General features: G+C 68.4%; 22 protein-coding genes and 1 tRNA gene. 8 read left to right on the top strand and 15 right to left on the bottom strand.

The window, feature by feature from the left end; genetic code table 11:
- Positions 1-24 precede the first annotated feature (24 nt).
- Genes ACREEF_RS02670 through cysG form a run of 10 tightly spaced genes read right to left on the bottom strand, consistent with a single transcriptional unit; the run spans position 25 to position 10677 of the window.
- Complete coding sequence (locus ACREEF_RS02670; protein WP_431564067.1) at positions 25-1425, bottom strand: FAD/NAD(P)-binding protein; 1401 nt, start codon at positions 1423-1425, stop codon at positions 25-27.
- Entirely contained in the window at positions 1422-2450 is a 1029-nt protein-coding gene (locus ACREEF_RS02665) for a sulfate/molybdate ABC transporter ATP-binding protein (protein WP_431564066.1), read from the bottom strand. Before ACREEF_RS02665 ends, ACREEF_RS02670 begins: the two co-directional genes overlap by 4 nt.
- Before the next feature lies 1 nt (position 2451).
- On the bottom strand, positions 2452-3318 hold the full coding sequence (gene cysW, locus ACREEF_RS02660) for a sulfate ABC transporter permease subunit CysW (RefSeq protein WP_431564065.1): 867 nt from the start codon (positions 3316-3318) through the stop codon (positions 2452-2454).
- Complete coding sequence (gene cysT, locus ACREEF_RS02655; protein WP_431564064.1) at positions 3315-4160, bottom strand: sulfate ABC transporter permease subunit CysT; 846 nt, start codon at positions 4158-4160, stop codon at positions 3315-3317. The genes cysW and cysT overlap by 4 nt, the downstream gene beginning before the upstream one ends.
- Complete coding sequence (locus ACREEF_RS02650; RefSeq protein ID WP_431564063.1) at positions 4157-5182, bottom strand: sulfate ABC transporter substrate-binding protein; 1026 nt, start codon at positions 5180-5182, stop codon at positions 4157-4159. Before ACREEF_RS02650 ends, cysT begins: the two co-directional genes overlap by 4 nt.
- Entirely contained in the window at positions 5182-6201 is a 1020-nt protein-coding gene (locus ACREEF_RS02645) for a cysteine synthase A (RefSeq protein WP_431564062.1), read from the bottom strand. Before ACREEF_RS02645 ends, ACREEF_RS02650 begins: the two co-directional genes overlap by 1 nt.
- Positions 6202-6259: 58 nt before the next feature.
- The gene (locus tag ACREEF_RS02640) at positions 6260-7336 is read right to left on the bottom strand and encodes a phosphoadenylyl-sulfate reductase (RefSeq protein ID WP_431564061.1); all 1077 of its coding nucleotides are present in this window, start codon (positions 7334-7336) and stop codon (positions 6260-6262) included.
- A complete protein-coding gene (locus ACREEF_RS02635) occupies positions 7323-8990 on the bottom strand; it encodes a nitrite/sulfite reductase (protein ID WP_431564060.1) in 1668 nt (555 codons plus the stop codon). Before ACREEF_RS02635 ends, ACREEF_RS02640 begins: the two co-directional genes overlap by 14 nt.
- Positions 8990-9277: a DUF2849 domain-containing protein gene (locus tag ACREEF_RS02630; RefSeq protein WP_431564059.1), complete on the bottom strand. Its 288-nt coding sequence runs from the start codon at positions 9275-9277 to the stop codon at positions 8990-8992. The genes ACREEF_RS02635 and ACREEF_RS02630 overlap by 1 nt, the downstream gene beginning before the upstream one ends.
- Complete coding sequence (gene cysG / locus ACREEF_RS02625) at positions 9274-10677, bottom strand: siroheme synthase CysG (RefSeq protein WP_431564058.1); 1404 nt, start codon at positions 10675-10677, stop codon at positions 9274-9276. Before cysG ends, ACREEF_RS02630 begins: the two co-directional genes overlap by 4 nt.
- Positions 10678-10807: 130 nt before the next feature.
- On the opposite strand from cysG, the gene gcvA reads away from it, so the two are divergent.
- The 5 genes from gcvA to fdxA all read left to right on the top strand — a co-directional run bounded on the left by gcvA (position 10808) and on the right by fdxA (position 15930).
- Positions 10808-11737 carry a transcriptional regulator GcvA gene (gene gcvA / locus ACREEF_RS02620; protein WP_431564057.1) on the top strand — a complete coding sequence of 310 codons (930 nt, stop codon included), beginning with the start codon at positions 10808-10810 and terminating at the stop codon, positions 11735-11737.
- Between the two features lie 118 nt (positions 11738-11855).
- Complete coding sequence (locus ACREEF_RS02615) at positions 11856-12662, top strand: ferredoxin--NADP reductase (RefSeq protein ID WP_431564105.1); 807 nt, start codon at positions 11856-11858, stop codon at positions 12660-12662.
- A gap of 108 nt (positions 12663-12770) precedes the next feature.
- Positions 12771-13715 (top strand): sulfate adenylyltransferase subunit CysD, encoded by a 945-nt coding sequence (gene cysD, locus ACREEF_RS02610; protein ID WP_431564056.1) that lies wholly within the window; start codon positions 12771-12773, stop codon positions 13713-13715.
- Entirely contained in the window at positions 13715-15565 is a 1851-nt protein-coding gene (gene cysC, locus ACREEF_RS02605) for an adenylyl-sulfate kinase (protein WP_431564055.1), read from the top strand. The genes cysD and cysC overlap by 1 nt, the downstream gene beginning before the upstream one ends.
- A gap of 29 nt (positions 15566-15594) precedes the next feature.
- A complete protein-coding gene (gene fdxA, locus ACREEF_RS02600) occupies positions 15595-15930 on the top strand; it encodes a ferredoxin FdxA (protein WP_431564054.1) in 336 nt (111 codons plus the stop codon).
- Positions 15931-15952: 22 nt separating this feature from the next.
- On the opposite strand, the gene ACREEF_RS02595 is transcribed toward fdxA, so the two are convergent.
- From ACREEF_RS02595 to ACREEF_RS02585, 3 genes are read right to left on the bottom strand one after another with little or no spacing between them, the layout of a single operon-like run.
- Complete coding sequence (locus tag ACREEF_RS02595; protein WP_431564053.1) at positions 15953-17119, bottom strand: glutathionylspermidine synthase family protein; 1167 nt, start codon at positions 17117-17119, stop codon at positions 15953-15955.
- Between the two features lie 3 nt (positions 17120-17122).
- Positions 17123-17863 (bottom strand): PspA/IM30 family protein, encoded by a 741-nt coding sequence (locus ACREEF_RS02590; protein WP_431564052.1) that lies wholly within the window; start codon positions 17861-17863, stop codon positions 17123-17125.
- A gap of 16 nt (positions 17864-17879) precedes the next feature.
- Positions 17880-18575, bottom strand: coding sequence for a YjfI family protein (locus ACREEF_RS02585; protein ID WP_431564051.1), 696 nt, complete (start codon positions 18573-18575; stop codon positions 17880-17882).
- Between the two features lie 114 nt (positions 18576-18689).
- Here ACREEF_RS02585 and ACREEF_RS02580 point away from each other — a divergent pair, with 114 nt between their 5' ends.
- Genes ACREEF_RS02580 through ACREEF_RS02570 form a run of 3 tightly spaced genes read left to right on the top strand, consistent with a single transcriptional unit; the run spans position 18690 to position 20408 of the window.
- A complete protein-coding gene (locus ACREEF_RS02580) occupies positions 18690-19337 on the top strand; it encodes a YjfK family protein (protein ID WP_431564050.1) in 648 nt (215 codons plus the stop codon).
- 25 nt (positions 19338-19362) lie between these two features.
- Positions 19363-19776, top strand: coding sequence for a DUF350 domain-containing protein (locus tag ACREEF_RS02575; RefSeq protein WP_431564049.1), 414 nt, complete (start codon positions 19363-19365; stop codon positions 19774-19776).
- Positions 19777-19781: 5 nt separating this feature from the next.
- A complete protein-coding gene (locus tag ACREEF_RS02570; RefSeq protein ID WP_431564048.1) occupies positions 19782-20408 on the top strand; it encodes a DUF1190 domain-containing protein in 627 nt (208 codons plus the stop codon).
- Between the two features lie 98 nt (positions 20409-20506).
- Here ACREEF_RS02570 and ACREEF_RS02565 read toward each other — a convergent pair.
- Together ACREEF_RS02565 and ACREEF_RS02560 are read right to left on the bottom strand one after the other, a co-directional pair.
- Positions 20507-20596: transfer RNA gene (locus ACREEF_RS02565), tRNA-Ser, on the bottom strand.
- 88 nt (positions 20597-20684) lie between these two features.
- Positions 20685-21614: a DMT family transporter gene (locus tag ACREEF_RS02560; RefSeq protein WP_431564047.1), complete on the bottom strand. Its 930-nt coding sequence runs from the start codon at positions 21612-21614 to the stop codon at positions 20685-20687.
- Positions 21615-21620: the final 6 nt, after the last annotated feature.

The raw sequence follows: 21620 nt of genomic DNA, 5'->3' as shown, positions 1-21620 counted from the left end.
GGATCTTGGGCGGCTTTTTGTTGCTCAGCGATACTCGGCTCCGACTGAATTTGCGGCGCCCAGAAGGAATGGTTGTCTGTATTCGTCGCCTTGAGGCAGGGCCGCCAGGACGTTGCGGGCCACGGCTACGGCGTGTTCGCGCAGGTCGGGCACGGCGGTGGCTTCCCAGAACAGGCTGCGAGTCAGCGGGCCGATGGCGAAAAGGCGGTTGTGGGCCAGCATTCGGCCGTCGATCAGTCGGCCCTTCGGATCGACAGCCAGGCCGAGACCCAGCGACGCGGGGGCGGCCAGGCCCTGTTTCAGCAGGTCTTTCAGCAGGGGTTCGTTGCTGTGCGCGACGTCGCCGGTCGGGCCTGAGCAGTTGATGACTGCGTCAAAGCGGCGTGTGTGGGGCTGCGGATCGCCTCGATTCTTCAGAAGCGCTTCGACCTCGTCATCGACAGGCGAAAGCGCGGTGACGCGGGCCGCTGTGACTTCCAGCTCCTCGGACGCCAGCATGGCGGTGACCTCGCGCGCGACGCCGGGGGCAAGGCGGTGGCGGTGATTGTCCCATAACGCCCTCAGGTGACGCAGAAATCGGCTGCGTTGGGGCAGGGACCATGCTCCCCAGAGATCGCGGGCGGAATGGCGCACATCGTCGACCACCGCGCGCCAGTCGTCTTCGCGGGCCGCGAGCCTTGCCTGTCTGAAAGCCTCCGCCGGGCCTCCGATATAGGTGCGCCGGGGCGGCGGCATGGTCGTCGAACCGTGGCTGCGCGGCAGCAGGCCGTGGCGCGAGACGGCGGTGAAGCGCCGGCCCGGGCGGCGAAGGGCGATGGCGGCGTCCACCATCGTCAGGCCCGCGCCGATCAGCAGGATGTCGTCGGCGTCGGGCGGCAGGGCGTCCAGCGCGCTCCACGGATCGCTCAGATAGCGGCCCGAACCGATCAGACCGGGGTCTAGGCCGGACGGCGCGGCGGGGCTGAGGTTGCCCTGGGCCAGGACCACGGCGTCGGCGAAGGTCGAACTGCGGCCGTCCAGCATGATTTTCCAGCCGCCGTCATGCGGGCGGATGGCGCTGACTTCGCCTCGGATCAGGGACAGGCGTTCGCCGTCGCGGTCCGGGCGCAGGGCTTCGTCGAGCAGATGGGCCAGATAGCGGCCATAATCGCCGCGCGTGATGAAGTCGTCGCGGGCGAACCAGGCGGGCTGAACCGCCATCCAGTCGGCCAGATGGTGCGGCCGATCGGGAAAGGCGCTCATGTTCGACAGGCGGACGTTGAGCAGGTGCTTGGGGTTGCCGGTGGCGTAGGCGGGGCCGAGGCCGAAGACGCCGCGTCGCTCGATCAACTGGACCGACACATCCGGCGACATCCGCAGGATGTTCAGCGTGGTCAGCAGGCCGCTAAACCCCGCGCCGATGACCGCGACGGTGGGGCCGCTCATGCGCTTTTGGCCAGAACGTGGAAACGACGGGGGTGGAGGCGGACCGGATCGCCCGGCGCCAGAGTCGCCAGCGGGTCGCCGACGGCGCGGTCCAATTCCAGACGGCGGCCGTGCAGGGACACCGCCACGCGGGCGCGATCGCCGCGCCGCAGGCTGGACATGACCACCCCGACCAGACCCGTGTCCGCAGCCTCAAGATCTTCGGGCCGGATGCAAAGGAGGGCGTCGCCGGTCGGGGCGTCGGACGGCGCGCGCCAGTCGTTCGACACGACCTCGCCGCGCGCGACGGTCGCCTGAAGCTGCAGGCCTTCGCCGAGGAAGTCGTGGACGAAGGCCGAGGCGGGACGGTCGTAGAGCGCCTGCGGCGTGTCCACCTGTTCGATGCGGCCCTGACGCAGGATGGCGACGCGGTCGGCCAGTTCCAGCGCCTCTTCCTGATCATGGGTGACGAGGACGGTCGTCACGCCGGTCTGCTCGTGGACCTGACGCAGCCAGCGGCGCAGGTCGCGCCGGACCCGGGCGTCCAGGGCGCCGAAGGGCTCGTCCAGCAGCAGCAGGCGCGGTTCGATGGCCAGGGCGCGGGCCAGGGCGACGCGCTGGCGCTGGCCGCCTGAAAGCTGGCTGGGGTAACGGGCGCCGAAGCCCTCCAACTGGATCAGGCGCAGCAGGTCGTGGACGCGCTCGGCGATCTCGGCCCGTCCGGGGCGCGATCCGCGCGGGCGGACCTTCAGGCCAAAAGCGATGTTGTCGGCCACCGTCATGTGGCGGAACAGGGCGTAGCTCTGGAACACCATGCCGACGCGACGCTCGCGCGGGCTAAGGGCCAGGAAGTCCTCGCCGTTGAAGCGCACCTGCCCGGCGGAGGGGCGATCCAGCCCGGCCATGATGCGCAGCAGGGTGGTCTTGCCGGAACCGGACGGGCCGAGCAGGGCCAGGAACTCGCCGTCGCGGACCGTCAGGCTGACGTCGTCCAGCGCGGGCAGGCCGTCATAGGCGCGGGTGATGGACTGGATGTCGAGGGTCATGTCAGCGCCGCCCCCTTGCGGCGAGGTCGTCGGCGTGGCGGTGCTCGAGGAAGGACTTCAGGATCAGGGTCACCAGCGCCAGTACCGCCAGCAGGGCGGCGGTCGCGAAGGCGCCGACGAAGTCATACTCGTTGTAGAGAATCTCGACGTGCAGCGGCAGGGTGTTGGTCAGGCCGCGAATGTGACCGGACACCACCGAGACGGCGCCGAACTCGCCCATGGCCCGGGCATTGGCCAGCAGCACGCCGTACAGCAGCGCCCAGCGCACGTTCGGCAGGGTGATGAAGAAGAAGATGGCGGACGGGCGGGCGCCCAAGGTCAGGGCGGCCAGTTCCTCGTCCGAGCCCTGCTGCTGCATCAGCGGGATCAGCTCGCGCGCCACATAGGGCAGGGTGACGAGAACCGTCGCTAGGACGATGGCGGCCGGGGTGAACATGATCTGCACGCCGGCGGCGTTCAGCCAGGGCGCGAACCAGCCCGAGGCGCCGAACAGCAGCATCCAGACCAGACCGGAAATGACCGGCGACACCGACAGCGGCAGGTCGATCAGCGCCATCAGCAGGGTCTTGCCGATGAAGTCGAAGCGGGTGACGCACCAGGCGGTGGCCAGACCGAAAACGGCGTTCAGCGGCGTGGCTATGGCCGTGGTCACCAGGGTCAGCCGGGCGGCGGCCCAGACGTCGGGCTGGGACAGGCGGGCGGCGGCGGCGCCCGCGCCCTTGCGCAGGGCCTCGACCAGAATGACGCCCAGCGGCGCCAGCACAATCAGCACCAGCCACAGCAGGGCCAGTCCTATCAGCAGGCCGCGACCCAGGCCTCGCTTGTGAGAGGCGGATGCGGGCGCAATGGGCAGGGTTTCGACCGTCATGCGCCGCGCCTCGCGACCAAGGTCTGAAGGCCGTTGAAGCCCAGCAGGATGAGGAAGGACAGGATCAGCATGGCCATGCCGATGGTCGCGGCGCCGGCGTAGTCGAACTGCTCCAGCTGGGTGACGATCAGCAGGGGCGCGATCTCGGAGCGCAGCGGCATATTGCCGGCGATGAAGATGACCGAGCCGTATTCTCCGACCCCGCGCGCGAAGGCGAGGCCGACGCCGGACAGCAGGGCGGGCAGGATCGCGGGCAGGATGATCCGCGTCGCGCTCTGGAACGGCGAGGCGCCCAGGGTCTCGGCGGCCGCCTCGACCTCCTGGTCCAGATCCTGAAGCACAGGCTGGATCGAGCGGACGACGAAGGGTAGGCCGACGAAGATCATGGCCACGACCACGCCGACGGGGGTGTAGGCGATCTTGAGCCCCAGTGGCGCCAGCAGGCCGCCGATCGGCCCGTTCTGGGCGTAGAGCGCGGTCAGGGCGATGCCCGCCACGGCGGTCGGCAGGGCGAGGGGCAGGTCGATCACGGCGTCGGCCAGCCGCTTGCCGGGGAAGTCGTAACGGGTCAGCACCCAGGCCAGCAGCCCGCCCATCACGGCGTTGACGACGGCGGCGACGGCGGCGGCGACGAAGCTGAGCCTCAAGGCCGCCTGGGCGCGGGGCGAGGTGACCACGGCGATGACGCTGTCCAGCCCGTTCTCCCACGGCCGGATCGCCAGGGCGACCAGGGGGATGAGGACGAAGAGCGACAGATAGGCGACCGTGAACCCGAGCGAGAGCGAGAAGCCGGGCAGGGGGCTGGGGGCTTTCCAGACAAGTTTGCCGGCTTGTCGGGTCACGGTCGTCGGCCGGGCTGATAGATCTGATCGAAGACGCCGCCGTCGGCGAAGTGGCGCTTCTGGGCGGCGGTCCAGCCGCCGAAGTCCGAGACGTCGGCCAGCGTCAGATGCGGGAAACGGTCGGCGAACCGGGCGGCGACGGTCGCATTGCGCGGACGGTAGTAGTGCTCGGCCGCCAGAACCTGGGCCGGTTCGTCGTAGAGTTGCGCCAGATAGGCCACGGCGCGATCGCGCGTGCCCTTCTTGTCCACCACCTTGTCGACCACCGCCACCGGCGGTTCGGCCAGGATGGAGAAGGGCGGGGCGACGATGTCGACCTGATCCGGACCCAGTTCGCGGGCAGCCAGGAAGGCTTCGTTCTCCCACGCCAGCAGGACGTCGCCGATGCCGCGCTGAACGAAGGTGGTGGTGGCCCCGCGCGCGCCGGTGTCCAGCACCGGCACGCGGCGGAACAGCTCAGTGACATAGGCCTGAGCGGATTGTTCGGTGCCGCCGGCGCGACGCAGGGCGTCAGCCCAGGCCGCCAGATAGTTCCAGCGCGCGCCGCCGGAGGTCTTCGGGTTTGGGGTGATGACCTCGACGCCTGGATTCAGCAGATCGGGCCAGTCGTGGATGCCCTTGGGGTTCCCCTTGCGGACCAGAAACACGATGGTCGAGGTATAGGGGGAGGCGTTGTCGGGCAGGCGCGTCTGCCAGTCGGCGGCGATCAGGCCGCGCGCGGCGATCTCGTCGATGTCCGACGCCAACGCCAGAGTGACGACGTCGCCGGGCAGGCCGTCGATGACGGCGCGGGCCTGCTTGCCTGACCCCCCGTGCGACTGCTCGACCGCAAAGGGCGCGCCGCCGCCCTCGCGCCATCGCGCCAGGAAGGCCTCGTTATAGGCGCGATAGAACTCTCGCGTCGGGTCGTAGGAGACGTTCAGCAGGGCGGCCTGCGTCCCCTTGCTCTGGGCGCATCCGCTGAGAGCCATGGCGCCGGCGCCGAGCAGAAGACCGCGACGGTCCGGTGAGAAGTTCAACATTACGCCAGCTCCCGCACGTCTTCAGAAACCCATTGCGGGGTCGGCAGACCCTTGCTGCGCAGGAAGGCCGGGTTGAACAGGCGCGAGGCGTAGCGCGTGCCGGGGTCGCACAGGACGGTGACGATGGTCCTGCCCGGCCCCAGGTCGCGCGCCAGACGCACGGCGCCGGCCAGATTGACCCCCGACGACCCGCCCAGCGACAGGCCCTCGTGCGCCACCAGATCGAACAGAATTGGCAGGAATTCAGCGTCTTCGATGCGATAGGCGAAGTCCGGCGTAAAGCCGTCCAGATTGCCGGTGATCCGCGCCACGCCGATGCCTTCGGTGATCGAACTGCCTTCGCCCGTCATCTGACCCCGGGTGAACCAGTTGAACAGGGCGGCGCCGGCCGGATCGGCCAGGCCGATCTTCACCGCCGGATTGCGCTCGCGCAGGAAGGCGCCGACCCCGGCCAGGGTGCCGCCGCTGCCGACGGCGCTGATGAAGGCGTCGATCCGGCCGCTGGTCTGCTCCCAGATCTCGGCCGCCGTGCCCTCATAGTGGGCGGCGCGGTTGGCGGTATTGTCGAACTGATTGGCCCAGAAGGCGCCGTTTGGCTCGCTGGCGTTCAGCTTGCGCGCCACTTCCTCGGAATAGTGGACGAAGTGGTTGGGGCTGGAGAAGGGGGCGGCGTCCACCTCGATCAGGCGCGCGCCCAGGGAGCGGATGGCCAGCTTCTTCTCTTCGGACTGGGTGCGCGGCATGACGATGACGACCCGGTGGCCCAGGGCGGCGCCGACCAGGGCCAGGCCGATGCCGGTGTTGCCCGCCGTGCCCTCCACGATCACGCCGCTGGGCCGCAGCGCGCCCGAGGCCTTGGCCTTTTGGACAATGGACAGGGCGGCGCGGTCCTTGATGGACTGGCCGGGGTTGAGGAACTCCGCCTTGCCCAGAATCTCGCAGCCGGTGGCTTCCGACAGGCGGTTCAGGCGGATCAACGGCGTGTCGCCGATGAGGTTGATGATGCTAGCGATGGACAAGGGATGTCTCTGGATCAGGTCTTGGGATGGGGTCGGGCGAGGCGGCGGGCGGTTTGCGTCAACAGGCCGGGGCCAGCGTCCGTCCGTGAATGCCGCATTCGGTCTTCTCCTGCCCGGCCCAGCGGCCGTCGCGGGCGTTCTCGCCCGCTTCGACCGCGCGGGTGCAGGGCCAGCAGCCGATGGAAGGGTAGCCCTGCTCGACCAGGGGGTGGCGGGGCAGTTGATGGTCGTGTAGCCAGGTCTCGATCTGCTCGGCCGACCAGGCAGCCAGCGGATTGACGGTCAGGACGCCGTCGACGGCCTCGAAGGGTTTCAGGTCGGCGCGTTGGCTGTTCTGATAGCGTTTGCGCCCGGTGATCCGGGTGTCGAAACCGGCCAGGGCGCGCGCCTGCGGCTCGACCTTGCGGATGGCGCAGCAGGCGTCGGGCTGGCTACGCCACAGGTCGCCGCGCGGGTCCGACGCGGACAGGACGGCTGCGTCAGGGGTGATGTCGCGGACGTCGGTCAGGCCGAGGCGCTCGGCCAGTTCGCGACGATAGGCCAGGGTCTGGAAGAAGTGCTGGCCGGTCTCGAGGAAGACGACGGGCAGGTCAGGCCGCACACGCGAGATCAGGTGCAGCAGGACGGCGGCCTCGGCGCCGAAAGAGGAGACGGCGGCGGTCTTTCGGCCGAGAGCCGGGTCCAGCGCCGCCGCCAGCAGGCTTTCCGCGTCGGCGTCGGCCCATTGATCATTGAGGCGCGCGGCCAGGGCAGCGGCGTCTTCGACGGGCGGCGTCGCATGACGCTGACGCCAGACCAACCGGTCATCGCCCGTTGCGGATTGATAGGCGGCGCTGAAGACCTGATCCATGCGCCGCCAGGGCGCCGCATCCGCGCCGGGGGGCAGTTCGACCGCGTCGAAGCCGCAGCGGCGCAGGTGGCGCGCCTGGTCGGGCAGGACCTTGCCGGCAGCGATCAGGCGGCCGCGATAGCCCTGACCGCGCAGAACGGCGGCCAGCGAGAAGCCGCGTCCGTCGCGAAAGGCCTCGAACTCCAGGATCAGGCTATCGTTGGCGGCGGCCGCCGCCTGAATATCCGCCTCAGGCGTCGAAACGGTCAGGCGGACGCCGTCCTGGGCTTGCTCAAGCAGCTGCATCGATCGGCTCATAGATGGCGGTTCGGAAGGGATCGGCGCCGAGGCGGCGGACCGTGTCGATGAACAGTTCGCCGTCGGTGCGGAGCTCCAGATAGCGATCCAGGGCGCGGGCGATGGCGGGCGCGACCTCGTCGGCGGGCAGGCTGCGGCCGACGATCTCGCCCAGGGCCGGCTGTTCGTCGGGCGAGCCGCCGACGGTGATCTGATAGTATTCCTCGCCCTTTCGATCGACGCCGAGGACGCCGATGTGGCCGACATGGTGGTGGCCGCAGGCGTTGATGCAGCCGCTGATATTGATGCGCACCGGGCCGAGCTTCTCCTGCAAGTCGGCGTCGGCCAGCTGACGTGACAGGGCCTGCGCCACGGGGATCGAACGGGCGTTGGCCAGACTGCAGTAGTCCAGACCGGGGCAGGCGATGATGTCGGTGGCCAGGTCGGCGTTGGCGGTGGCCAGACCGGCTTCGCGCAGTCGGCTCCAGACCGCGTGGGCGTCCTCCAGCCGGACGTGCGGCAGGACCAGGTTCTGTTCGTAGGAGGCGCGGACCTCGTCGAACGAGAACCTTGAGGCCAGATCGGCGACGACCTCCATCTGAGCTGCCGTGATGTCGCCGGGCACGCCGTCGACGGGCTTCAGCGAGACGATGACGGCGCCGTAACCGGCCTGCTTGTGGTCGCGCAGGTTGGAGCGGGTGAAGCGGGCGAACTCGGGGTTCAGACGGCGGGCCGCGTCATAGGACGGGCTGGTCGCGGTCAGGGTCTCGAACGGCGGCGGCGTGAAATAGGCCTGGATGCGCGCCAGCTCCTCGTCGGGGATGCGCAGATCTTCCTGACGCAGGATGGCGAACTGCCGCTCGACCTCTTCGCGGAAGGCGTCGATGCCGATGGCGGCGACCAGAATCTTGATCCGCGCCTTGTGGATGTTGTCGCGCCGCCCCAGCAGATTGTAGGCGCGCAGGATGGCGGTCAGATAGGCCAGCAGCGAACGGCCCGGCACGGCGGGTGCGATCTCTTGGGCGATGTGCGGCAGGCGTCCCTGACCGCCGCCGACGAAGACGCGGAAGGCTGTCTGGCCGTCCTCGCCGCGCACGATCTGCAAGCCCACGTCGTGGGTCCGGATCGCCGCCCGGTCCTTGGCCGCGCCGACGACGGCGATCTTGAACTTGCGCGGCAGGAAGGAGAACTCCGGGTGGATGGTCGACCACTGTCGCAGGATCTCGCACCAGGGACGCGGGTCCTCGATCTCATCGGCGGCGACGCCCGCGAAGACGTCGGTCGTGACGTTGCGGATGCAGTTGCCGGAGGTCTGGATGGCGTGCATCTCGACCTCGGCCAGATCGCTCAGGATGGCGGGCAGGTCCTGCAGCGCGGGCCAGTTGAACTGGATGTTGGTGCGGGTGGTGAAGTGGCCGTAGCCCTTGTCATAGGTGCGGGCGACATGGGCCAGTTGGCGCATCTGGCGGCTGTTCATGACGCCATAGGGGACGGCGATCCGCGCCATATAGGCGTGCAGTTGCAGATAGACGCCGTTCATCAGCCGCAGCGGCTTGAACTCGTCCTCGGTCAGCTCGCCCCTGCTGCGGCGGTCGACCTGATCGCTGAACTCGGCGATGCGTTCGCGGACCAGGGCGGCGTCGAACTCGTCAAAGCGGTACATCAGGCGGTCTCGTTTCGAGCGGCGAAGTCGAGGCTGTGGCCGACGCTGGGGCCGATGGAGCGGATGCTCTCCCTCAGCCGGTCACGGCCCGAGGGCGCGCGGCCCTCGACCTCGATCAGATACGGATTGACGAAGACGTCCGGGCGCGACTGGGCCAAGGCCAGAGCGGCCTCGGCGGCGGCGGCGTCCAGCGGGCGGGCGGCGTCGATGGCTTCGACCACGGCGTCGGCCTCGCCCAGATAGATGACGCGGCCGTCGGTCAGCCGGTTGGCGGTCAGCAGTTTCATGCCGCGACCTCGATCCGGGCGCGCTCGTCGTCGGCGACGGCGAGAGCAGCGGTTTCGCCAATGAACAGCAGGGCGGGGCCGGTCAGGTCCATGCGGGCGACCAAGGCGGCCAGGTCGTCGAGGCGACCCTTGAAGGTGCGCTGGTCGGGGCGGCTGCCGTTCTCGACCACGGCGACGGGGGTGGCCCCAGCACGCCCGGCGGCGATCAGGCTGGATGCGATCTCAGCGGCCTGACCCGAGCCCATGTAGACGGCCAGCGTATGGTTGGGCGCGGCCAGTCGGGTCCAGTCAGCGGACTGGCCGCCCGGCTTGGGCTGGCCGGTGACGAAGGTCACGGCCTGGGCGTGGTCGCGGTGGGTCAGGGGCAGGCCGGTCGAGGCCGCGCAGGCGAGGGCGGCCGTGATGCCCGGCACGACGATGGCCTCGATCCCGGCGGCGCGAACGGCTTCCAGTTCTTCGCCGCCGCGGCCGAAGACGAAGGGATCGCCGCCCTTCAGCCGGACGACGCGATGTCCGGCGCGGGCCTCCTCGATCATCAGCTGTTCGATCTGATCCTGAGGCACCGAATGGTCGCCGCGCGCCTTGCCGACGTAGATGCGCTTGGCGTCGCGCCGGGCGCGGTCCAGCACCTCGGCCGAGACCAGCTTGTCGTGAATGATGACGTCGGCGTCCTGCAAGGCGCGCAGGGCCTTGAGGGTCAGAAGCTCGGGATCGCCCGGCCCGGCGCCGACGATGTGGACGACGCCCTGGGTGGCCTCGTCGCGCGGCGAGGCGGCGACGTTGAGCAGGCGGACCATCTCGCGACGGGCCTCGGCCATGCGGCCATCGGCGGCCAGGTCGGCGGCGGGGCTGCGAAACGCCTTTTCCCAGAAGCGACGACGGTCGAGGAAGTCGGGGATCGCGTCCTTCACCGCGCCGCGCAGTTCGCCCGCCAGTCGCGCGACCGAGGCCACGCCCTGGGGCAGGACCGCCTCGATACGCGAGCGCAGGTCGCGGGCCAGGATGGGCGCCGACCCGCCGGTGGCGACGGCCACGACGACCTCGTCGCGGTCGATCAGGGCGGGGGTGTGAAAGTCGCTATGGCTGGGCTGGTCCACGATGTTGGCCTGAGCGCCGGCGGCGCGGGCGGCCTCGGCGATGCTGCGGGCCAGGGCGAGATCGTTCAGAGCGATGAAGACCAGTCGGGCGCCGTTCAGGTCCGCTGCGTCAGGAAGGCGAGCGGTCGGCGTCGGCGCGCCTTGCGGCGTTTCCAGCGCGGCGGGCGCGCTGTCCGGCGTGAACCAGACCAGTTCGGCCGGGCTGTTCAGGAACAGGCGCAGCTTCGCAAGCGCCGGTTCGCCCGCGCCGACAACGACGACTTTCGCCTCGCTCAAAGGGATGGATGCCAGAAAGACGCGCATCGGCCTGTTCCATGATCTGCTGTCATCCGCCTGCGCTGTTGCGTGGCGGCTCGACATTCAGCATCCGTCGTGCACGATCCTTCCACAAACCAGATTGTCTTCGGCGCCCTGATAGGTTTTCTACAAGCGTATGGTTCGACCGCTTTTGCCCCTCAATGCTCTGCGTGCTTTTGAAAGCGCGTCGCGGCACCTCAACTTCTCGCGGACGGCGGACGAGCTGTCGGTGACGCCGGGCGCTGTCAGCCAGCAGATTCGCCTGCTGGAGGAGATCATCGGCGGGCCGCTGTTCACGCGTGAGGCGCGCGGTTTGCAGCTGACGGAGCTGGGTCGCGCGGCGACGCCGCTTCTGCGCGAAGGGTTCGAGCGGCTGATGGACGCCTCGGCCATTTTGCGCGAGCCGCCGCTGAACCGGACGGTGGCGATCAGCGTGGCGCCGTCCTTCGCCTCGAAATGGCTGATGCCGCGCATGGACGATTTCCACGCCGCCCACCCGGACATCGAAGTCTGGATTTCGGCCGACATGGAGCCGGTGACGGTGGGCAAGGGCAAGGTCGATCTGGCCATCCGCTATGGCCCCGGCGACTATCCGGGCCATGTCGTCGAGCGCCTGCTGACCGAGACGGTCATCCCTGTCTGCTCGCCCTCCCTGATGGCCGCGCCGCACCCGATCCGCACCGCCGAGGACCTGGCCCAGCACACGCTTCTGCATGATATGTCCGAGGACGGCGACGCCTCGCGGCCCGACTGGGCCATGTGGCTGAAGGCCCGCCACGCCAGCCACGCCGACGCGCGGCGCGGCTCGCGTTTCGACCAGTCCAGCCTGCTGATCGAGGCGGCTGCGGCGGGGCGGGGCGTGGCCCTGGCCAAGCGGACTCTGGCCCAGGCCGACCTGACCTCCGGGCGCCTGGTCGCGCCTTTCCCGGATGGCAGCCAGATGCTGGGTTTCGCCTATTACATCGTCCTGCCGAGGGACCGTCCGGCATCGCCGGGAACCAAGGCCTTCGTGGCCTGGCTGAAGAAGCAGGCCATCGATTACGACAACAATCTGGACCAGCTGTAAGCGCGCTCGCAGATTTTCTGCACGTTCGAAGCAGGATTGATCGTTTCCTCGGCTGACGCTTCCCGCCCTATGTCGAAGGCCTTCAAGCAGGAGGTCGGTCGTGAGCGAAGTCGCAGTTCTGGAACGTGCCCGTGTCGCGGCGCCGGCGCCATGGACCCCGCAACGGGTGCGTTGGGTGCGGCGCTGGACCGATCATCTGTTCAGCTTCGCCATTGATCGGCCAGAGGACTTCCGCTTCCGCTCCGGTGAGTTCGTGATGATCGGCCTGCCATCGCTGGACGGCGCGGGCAAGCCGACGCTGCGGGCCTATTCCATCGCTAGTCCGTCCTGGTCGGATGAGCTGGAGTTCTTCTCCATCCGCGTCGAGGACGGGCCGCTGACGTCGCGCCTGGTCGACATCCAGCCCGGCGACGAGGTCCTGTTGGGCAAGAAGCCGACCGGAACCCTGGTGCTGGACGCTCTGAAGCCGGGACGGCGGCTGTTCCTGATCGGCACTGGCACCGGCCTGGCGCCCTGGCTGAGCGTGGCGCGTGATCCAGAAACCTATGAGCGGTTCGAGCAGGTGGTGGTCACCCACACCGTGCGTCAGGTTGCGGACCTGGCCTATCGCGACTTCCTGCAAACCGAGCTGTTCGAGGACCCCTTGGTGGGCGAGGTCGCGCAGGGGCGGCTGACCTATTACCCCACGGTGACGCGTGAGGCGTTCGAGCAACCGGGCCGCATCACCGACCGCATCACCAGCGGCGCCTTCTTCGACGATCTGGGGCTCGACGGCCGGTTCGATCCCGCTACGGACCGCGTCATGCTGTGCGGCTCGACCGCCATGATCCGCGATGCGGCGGCCCTGCTGGAAAGCCACGGCCTGAGCGAAGGTTCGAACGCCGAACCTGGCGACTATGTGCTGGAGCGCGCCTTCGTCGGCTGACCCTTCAGATTTTCTATCGGCCGGCGCGAGATCATATCGCTCGACGTGGACCGGCCCTCGACGTTTCAAATATCCCTTGTTCAAGACGACCAGTAAGGACCGCAGCCCATGCAGGCGACCGTCGAAAAGCAGAGAGACGCCACGGCGCGTCGCGTCCTGCCCCCGCATCTGCGCCAGCTTGAAGCCGAGGCCATCGAGATCCTGCGGGAGGTCGCCGCGACCGCGCGCAACCCGGTCATGATGTATTCGATCGGCAAGGACTCGGGCGTCCTGCTGCACCTGGCGGCCAAGGCCTTCTATCCGGGCTCGCCGCCGTTCCCGCTGCTGCATGTCGATACGACATGGAAGTTCCGGGACATGATCACCCACCGCGACCATGTGGCGGGCCTCTATGGCGCACGTCTGCTGGTCCACACCAATCATGAGGCGCTGGCGCGCGGCGTCAGTCCGATCACCTCGGGCTCTTCGGCTCACACCCAGGCGATGAAGACCGACGCCCTGAAACAGGCGCTGGACCTGCATGGTTTTGACGTAGCCATCGGCGGCGCGCGTCGCGACGAGGAGAAGTCGCGGGCCAAGGAGCGCATCTTTTCGTTCCGGGGCGCGGATCACAGCTGGGACCCGCGTCGCCAGCGACCGGAGCTGTGGCGGCTGTGGAACTCGAACCTGGGGCCGGGCGAGAGCCTGCGCGTCTTCCCCCTGTCGAACTGGACCGAGCTGGACGTCTGGGAATACACGCGCGCCGAGGGCATCCCGGTCGTGCCGCTGTACTTCTCGGCCCTGCGCCCTGTGGTGGTGCGCGACGGCGCCCTGATCGTGCGCGACGACGAGCGCTTGCCGCTTCGAGAAGGCGAGACGCCTGAACTGCGCCGTGTCCGCTTCCGCTCGCTGGGCTGCTATCCGCTGAGCGCGGCGGTGGAGTCCGAGGCGGACAGCCTCGACGCGGTGATCCGCGAGCTGCGCACCAGCCGCCAATCCGAGCGTCAGGGACGGCTGATCGACGCCGATGAGACCGCCTCGATGGAGCGCAAGAAGCGCGAGGGCTACTTCTGATGGACGGCGTCGTGACGGCCTTCCCGCCGCAAACCCGGCGAGAGGAACGCGACCTGCTGCGCTTCCTGACCTGCGGCTCGGTGGACGACGGCAAGTCCACCCTGATCGGGCGGCTGCTGTTCGAGACGGGCCAGGTGCCCGAGGATCAACTGGCGACGCTGGAACGCGACTCGCGCCGCTTCGGCACCGATGGGGCGAACCTGGACTACGCCCTGCTGTTGGACGGGCTGGAGGCCGAGCGCGAGCAGGGCATCACCATCGACGTGGCCTACCGCTACATGTCGACGCCGCGCCGCAGCTTCATCGTCGCTGACACCCCGGGACACGAGCAATATACGCGCAACATGGCCACCGGCGCCTCGACCTGCGACGCGGCGGTCGTGCTGGTCGATGCGGTCAAGGGCGTCACGGCCCAGACGGCGCGCCACAGCCGCATCGTCGCCCTGTTCGGCATTCGCCACGTCATTCTGGCGGTCAACAAGATCGACCTGGTCGCGGATGATCCGTCGGCGTTCGCGCGCATCCGCGACACCTATGCCGATCTGGTCGCCGATCTGGGCTTCCGCTCGGTGACGGCCATCCCGGTCAGCGCGCGTCGAGGCGACAACCTGACGGCACCGTCCGCCGCCACGCCCTGGTACGACGGCCCCAGCCTGATCGAGGCCCTGGAAGATCTGCCGGTCGCCGAAACCGGCGTCGCCCGGCCGTTCCGGATGTCGGTGCAATACGTCAACCGGCCGCACGCCGACTTCCGCGGCTATGCCGGGACCATCGCCTCGGGCGAGGTCCGGGTCGGTGACGTTCTGGCGGTCTGCCCGGGCGGCCAGACGGCGACGCTGGCGCGCATCCTTTCTGGCGATGTCGAAGTCGCGGTCGCCCGAGCCGGCGACGCCGTCACCCTGGAACTGGCCGAGGATGTCGATGTGGCGCGGGGCGATGTCCTGGCGCCGGTCGATGATCGGCCTGCGGCCTCGGATCGGCTGGATGTCCGCCTGCTGTGGATGGGGGATCAGTCGTTCGATGCGACCGGTCGCTATCAGGTCAAGCTGGGTACCCGGACCTTGCCCGCGCGACTGACCCTGTCGGACGCGACGGTCGTGCTGACCCCCAACGAGGTGGCCGACGGTCGCCTGACCCTGCCGTCGCCGGTCGCCGTCGACGCCTTCTTTCAGGACCCGGCCCAGGGCGCCTTCGTGCTGATCGACCGGGGCTCTGGCGTCACGGTCGCCGCCGGGGTGGTGACGGGCGTTTCCGGTCAGGCGGCCCACATCCATCAAAGTCCCGCCGCCGTCTCGCGTGAGGCGCATGAACTGCTGAACGGCCATCGGGGCGGGGTGGTCTGGCTGACCGGCCTGTCGGGCGCGGGCAAGTCGACCGTGGCCCAGGCGCTGCAACAGAGCCTGCATGGACGCGGCTGCCGGACGGTGCTGCTGGACGGCGACAACCTGCGCCACGGCCTCAATCGCGATCTCGGCTTCTCCGACGCCGACCGGGCCGAGAACGTGCGCCGGACGGGTGAGGCGGTGCGGCTGTTCGCCGAGACCGGCGTCATCGCCATCTGCGCCCTGATTTCGCCGCGCCAGGTGGATCGCGACGCGGTGCGGGCGCGATTTGACGATGGCCGTTTCGTGGAGGTCTTCGTGGAGGCGTCGCTGGAAAGCTGCCGCGCCCGCGATCCCAAGGGGCTGTATGCCCGCGCCTCGGCCGGCGCGATCGCGAACTTCACCGGGGTCGCTGCGCCCTATGAAACGCCGAGCGCGCCCGACCTGATCGTCGCTACGGAACAGTTGTCGCCGTCGCAGGCGGCCGATGCGGTTCGCCGCCTTCTTGAAGAGCGCGGCTGGCTCTAGGCCGCCGCTCCTACGACTGGATTTCTCCTGTGACCTATCTCGTCACCGACGCCTGCGTGAAGTGCAAGTTCATGGACTGCGTCGAAGTCTGCCCGGTGGACTGTTTCTATGAGGGCGAGAACTTCCTCGTCATCTCGCCCGACGACTGCATCGACTGCGGCGTCTGCGAACCCGAGTGCCCGGTCGACGCCATCAAGCCGGACACCGAGGACGAACCCGACGGCAAATGGCTCAAGATCAACGCCGACTACGCCAAGGTCTGGCCCAACATCACGGTCAAGGGCGAACCGCCCGCCGATCGCGCGGATTATGAGCGCGAGACGGGCAAGTTCGAGAAATACTTCAGCGAGAAACCCGGCGGCTGACGCCGCCGCTACACGGGCGCCTTCAGTCTCTGATGAAGTGCGGCAGGAACCGTGACGTGTTGCGGGTGATCAGGCTTGTGTCTTCGCGCAGGCTCATCCCGGCGGCCTCGTCGCCGACGACCCAGGAGCCGACGATGGCGTGGTTGTCGTCGAAGCTGGGCGGGTTGCAAAGGGCCTGGCGGATCCAGCGCCCGCCGCCATAGCCGCCGTCGATGACCTCGGCTGTGCTGCGGCCCTGTTCGATCAGTTCGACATTGGCGCCTTCGCGCGAGAACAGGGGCTTGCGGACGTAAGACGAACCGAGGGCCGTGTGGGCCGGATCGTCCTCGAAATAGGCTTCCAGCAGGTTGGGGTGGCCCGCGTGGCGTTCCCACAGCAGGGGCAGGATGCCCTTGTTGGACAACAGGCTCTTCCACGCCGGCTCCAGCACCGTCACGCCTGCCGTCGGCAGCGGCGCGGCGTAGTCGTCGCGCAGCATCTGCTCCCAGGGATAGAGCTTGAACATCGCCTGGATGATCCAGTTCTCGTGGTCCACGAACTGACCGTCCGCGTTCAGGCCGATCTGGTCGATGGCGACGAACTGCGGGTCCAGCCCGGCCTGACGCGCCAGGTCTTCCAGGAAGCGCACGGTCTGGCGGTCCTCGACGAAGTCGGCGTCCGAGCTGAAATGCACGAAGCCGCCGTTCGGGAAGATGGCGCGGAAGCGGTCGACCAGCTTCTCATGCAGGCTGTTGAACTGGTCCGCCTCGGCGGGCAGGACGCCGGCCTTGATCTGATCCTCCAGCCACAGCCACTGGAAGACCGCCGTCTCATAGATGCTGGTCGGGGTGTCGGCGTTGTATTCGTAGAGCTTGGCCGGACCCGTGCCGTCGTAGGCGAAGTCGAAGCGGCCGTAGAGCGACGGATCGCCCCGCTTCCAGCTGTCGGCCACATAGTCCCGCATGGGCTCGGGGATGTCGAGCTGCTCCATCAGCCGCTCGGACTGGACCGCCTCGGCGACCAGGTCGAGGCACATGGCGTGCAGGTCCTCGGTCGGCGCTTCGATCCCGTCCTCGACCTCGGCCATCGTGAAGGCGTAGGCGGCGGTTTCGTCCCAATAGAGTTCGCCGCCCGTGTGACGCCAGGTGAAGCCGAGGCTGTCCGCCTGGGCGTCCCAGTCGGGGCGGGGATCGAAGCGCAGACGTTGCATGGATCAGGCCGGGTCCTTGTCGGGCGAAGCCTGACCGATGCGCGGGGTGACGATGGTCACGTCCTTCTGGGTCAGGCGGGCCAGGACGTCGTCAGCCGAGGAATGGCCGGGCAGGATGCCGGCGTCGCGCAGCTTGGCGTCCAGGTCGGCGCCGGTGCGGCGGTCTTCCAGGGCCTGGTTCTCGCGCAGCTTTTCTTCCTGCACGGCCTGACGCTGCTTGATGCGTTGCAGGCTGTCGGCGGCCGAGCCGATGCGCGACTGGGCGCCGGCCGAGTTCAGGGCGACCGAGGTCTGGGCGCGCTGGACGGACTCGTTGACCTTGACGATGTCGATCTCGCGACGGAGCGTCTCGATCTTCTGGTCGGTCGAGGCGATGGCGGTGCGCAGACGCGCCTCGGCCGTCTTCATGTCCTCGATCAGCGGGCCACGGCTGGTGATCTCGACTTCCAGTTCGGCGATGCGGACGGCGACTTCGCGCGCCAGATCAGTCTTGCCCTGGCCCAGGGCCGTGCGGGCCGAGCTTTCGTACTTGCCGATCTGGTCGTGGAAGCTGGCCATTTCGTTCTCGGCCATGCGGCGGCGCGCCACCAGGCCGGCCAGGTCGTCGCGGGCCTTGCCCTGGGCGTTGTCGGCGTCGCGGATTTCCTGATCCAGGATCTTCAGGGCATTGGCGTCGACGACGCCCTGGGCCGCGTCATGGGCGGTGCCGCGGAACAGGGCGGAGAGTTTTCTGAGCATGGACATGATGAGGTCTCCGGGATCAGGCGGCGTCGGCGCCGAAGGTTTCGCGCAGTTCGGTGGCGTCGATGGCGTTTTCCGCCAGGGTGCGCAACTCGATCAGGATGGTCTGCAGCGTCGTCTTGCACGACAGCTCGCCCATCAGCTCATAGACGTCTTCGCCGCCGACGTTGGTGATGGCGAAGTTCGACAAAGGCACCACGCGCTGGGCCTTCAGCAGGAACTCGTTGAAGGCGTGGCGGTCGGCCTGTTCGGCCACGGGCCACAGCAGCACCGAGCAGACGATCTGGGCGCCGCCGACGCTGAGATAGACCGACAGGTCGCCGTATTCGTGCATCGTCGCCAGCAGCACGGCGTCCGCGCCTTCCAGCACGCGCAGGGTCATCTCGCCCTCGCGGACCAGGGGCGAGGCGTCCAGCGCCGCCTTGATGGCGGGCACGGTCCAGGGGGTTTCGATCACGGCGTCCATGTGGTGGTCGTCTCCAGAAGTGATGGGATCAGAAGTGGGGCGGCGCGCCCCGCCGGCAAGGTTGCGACCGGCAAGGTGGGGGCCGCGTGTGGAATCGGTGACGATGGCGCGGACGGCGGCCTTCACGTCGTCGCGCGCTGCCTCGGGCACCCAGAGCTCCAGCTTGACCAGCCCGGCCTCGCGGCGCGCCTGACGCCACGCACGGATGCGGTCGGTCGCGGCGGAGGAGGGGGCGGGCGGCTTGGTCATGTTTCATGTAACGCGTAACATGAACGCTTGACATCGGGCAACTCAGGACGGAATTTTGAGCCATGATCCGCTGTTCGGTCGCAGTCCGCCCGCAGCAGGCCTAGATAGTCGCCCATGTTCAAGAAGCTTTTCGGACAATCGGACAAAGCCGCGCCCGCCTCGCGGCTGGCGACGGTGCGCAACATCACCGTGGGCCGCACTGTGGCGCTGGACCCGCTGGCCTGGCGCCGCTTGGGCGACGAGACGCATTTCACGCTGGACCGCGACGTGCTGGACATCACGGCCCAGGGACTGGTCAGCCTGGACGGCGGGCAGTTCGTCCACCGCTTCTACACCGACGACCACGTCATGCTTCAGGCCATGAGCGACGACGCGGCGGGGGCCGAAAGCTACGACTTCAGCCTGTTCGTGCCCTGGACCTCGGCCTATCCGCCGGGCGAGCGCGAGCGCCGCATTTGGCGCGACCGTCTGTCGGCGCCGGTCTTTCATGGCGCGGCTGAGGAACTGCCCGACTATCCGCGCTTCTGGTTCGCCGAGAGCGACGCCGTCCAGCCGCCCGTGACCCTGTGGGAGACCATATGGGACGACCGCGCGGCCACGACGCCCTACGCCCGAATCTTCCAGACCTGTATGCTATACGGACGTGATCTGGCGGGCGGACGCGAGCTGATGATCGCCCTGGAGCAGCAGCCCGAGGGCGGCGAGACAACGCACGAAATCATGATCGGCATTCCGCTGGAAATGGCCGAGTTCCGCGCTTGACCGCGCACCAAAGGGGGAAAGACAGATGTTCGACTGGTTCGGGTTTCAGCAGGGGGCGATCGCCTTCCTGATCGCCTTCGCGGCGGCGGGCGCCTTCACCCTGGCGTTCAAGCTGATCTACCAGTGGGTCACGCCCTATCATGAGCGCACCCTGATCCGGGAGGGCAACCCGGCCGCCGCCATCGCTCTGGGCGGGGCCCTGATTGGCTATGTCCTGCCGCTGGCCTCGGCCCTGTCGCACACGGTCAGCCTGGCCGAGTTCGCCGCCTGGGCCCTGCTGGCAGGCGTGATCCAGATCGTGGTCTTCGTCATCGTCAGCCGCCTGGCCTTCCGCAATCTGGTGGTCCGCATCGAGGCCGGCGAGATAGCCGCCGCCGTCTATCTGGCCGCTGTCTCCATCTGCGTCGGGCTGCTGAACGCCGCCTGCATGACGGCGTGACCGTGATGACCGATCCGAAAGACCTGCCCCAAGACTTGCCGCAGACCAGGACGATGCGCCGGATGAAGCGCTCACGCGTCCTGCACGTCAGCAGCCTGATGGCCACCGCCAGCTTCACGCTGGCCGCCTGCGGCTCGCCCCAGCTCGCGGCGCCCGAGCCCGAACCGGCTCAGGTCTATACCTCGCTGGACGAGTGCCGCGCCGCCAACGACATCTCGGACGCCGAATGCGACGCCGCTCAAGCCGCGGCTCAAAAGGCCGCCGCCGAAACCGCCCCGCGCTATGCGACCCAATCCGAGTGCGAAGGGCAGTGGGGGCCGTCGCAGTGCCAGCCAAACCACAGCGGCGGCGGCTCCTTCTTCACGCCTCTGCTGGCCGGCTTCGTCATCGGCCAGATGCTGGACGGCGGGCGCTATCGCGGCGGCGGACCGCTGTATCGCAACCGCGACAACCAGTATTCCAATGGCTACGGCGGCGGTTACGTCTACCGTGACTATCGCACGGGCAAGACGCTGACCAACGCCCGCGAGCACGGCGATGTCGCTCGTCAGGCTCCGAGCCGAGTGCAGAGCCGCACCACGGTCGTCTCGCGCGGCGGCTTCGGCGGCGGCGGACGCGGCTACGGCGGCTAGGCCCGATTCAACGGGCCGTTCCCTGCTGGCGAGCGACATCGGGTCGATCCGGTCACATCGGCGCAGCGCCTCGAATGGACGCACTCTCGGGTGGTTGATGGCGGACAGGGTGGGATTCGAACCCACGGTAGGCTTTCACCTACGGCGGTTTTCAAGACCGCTGCCTTAAACCACTCGGCCACCTGTCCAGCGCGAGTCGAGACAGCGCGCGGAGGCGTGCATAGCGGCAAGTTCGCCGTCGCCCAAGCACAAAGCGCAGGCGGGGCGTGCGGACGATCAGGCTGGGCGAGGAACCGACGGGCGGGTCACCAGCCAGATGCCGGCGCAGACCAGAACCAGCGCCGCCAGATAGCTCCACCGCAGTAGGGATTCGCCCAGAAAGAGCGCCGACAGGGCCACGCCGAAGATCGGGATCAGGAAGTTGAAGGCCGCGATCAGGCCAACGGGGTTGTGCTTCAGCAGCAGGCTCCACACCGCGAACGCCACCGAGGACAGCAGCGCCATGTAGAGCAGCAGGGCGCCGGACCGGAGGTCCAGCCCCTCCAGATGGCTCCCGTCGGCCATGCCGATCCCGGTCAGGATCGCCCCGCCGATGAAGAGCTGCCAGCCGGTCATCACCATCGCATCCATGTCGGTCGACAGGCGCTTGCCATAGATGGAGGCCGCCGCCAGCACGAAGGCGGCGATGATGATGAAGCCTTCGCCCAGCAGGCTGAAATCAAAGCCCAGGGCGCCGCCGCCGAGGTTGACCACCACCACACCCAGGAAACCGATCAGGCAGCCTAGGGCCTTGCGGCCGGTCAGACGGTCATTCCCATAGATGAAGTGGGCCAGGACGACGCTGAAGAAGACGCCGGTGGCGTTCATGATGGACGATTTCACGCCGCTGGCATGGGCAAGGCCGACATAGAAGAAGACGTACTGGATGGTCGTCTGGGTCAGGCCCAGCAGGGCGACCTGGCGCATCTGGCGGCCGTTCAGCGCCAGGATCGGCTTCTTCATCGCCGCCGCGACCATGAGCAGGATCAACCCCGCGAGCGCGAACCGCCATCCGGCGAACAGCATCTGGCTAGCGATGTCGCCCGGCGCGATATGGAGCAGGGCGTAGCCGTTCTTGACCGCCGGAAAGGCGCTGCCCCACAGGAGGCAGCACAGGGTCGCCAGGGCGAAGACGCCGGATCGGGTCTGGTAGAGGGAGGGTTTCAACGCGCT

The organism is Brevundimonas sp., assembly GCF_050729455.1.
In the GTDB taxonomy this organism is placed as follows: domain Bacteria; phylum Pseudomonadota; class Alphaproteobacteria; order Caulobacterales; family Caulobacteraceae; genus Brevundimonas.
Note: the sequence above shows the minus strand (reverse complement) of the source record. Positions and strands in the feature narration are given on the sequence as shown.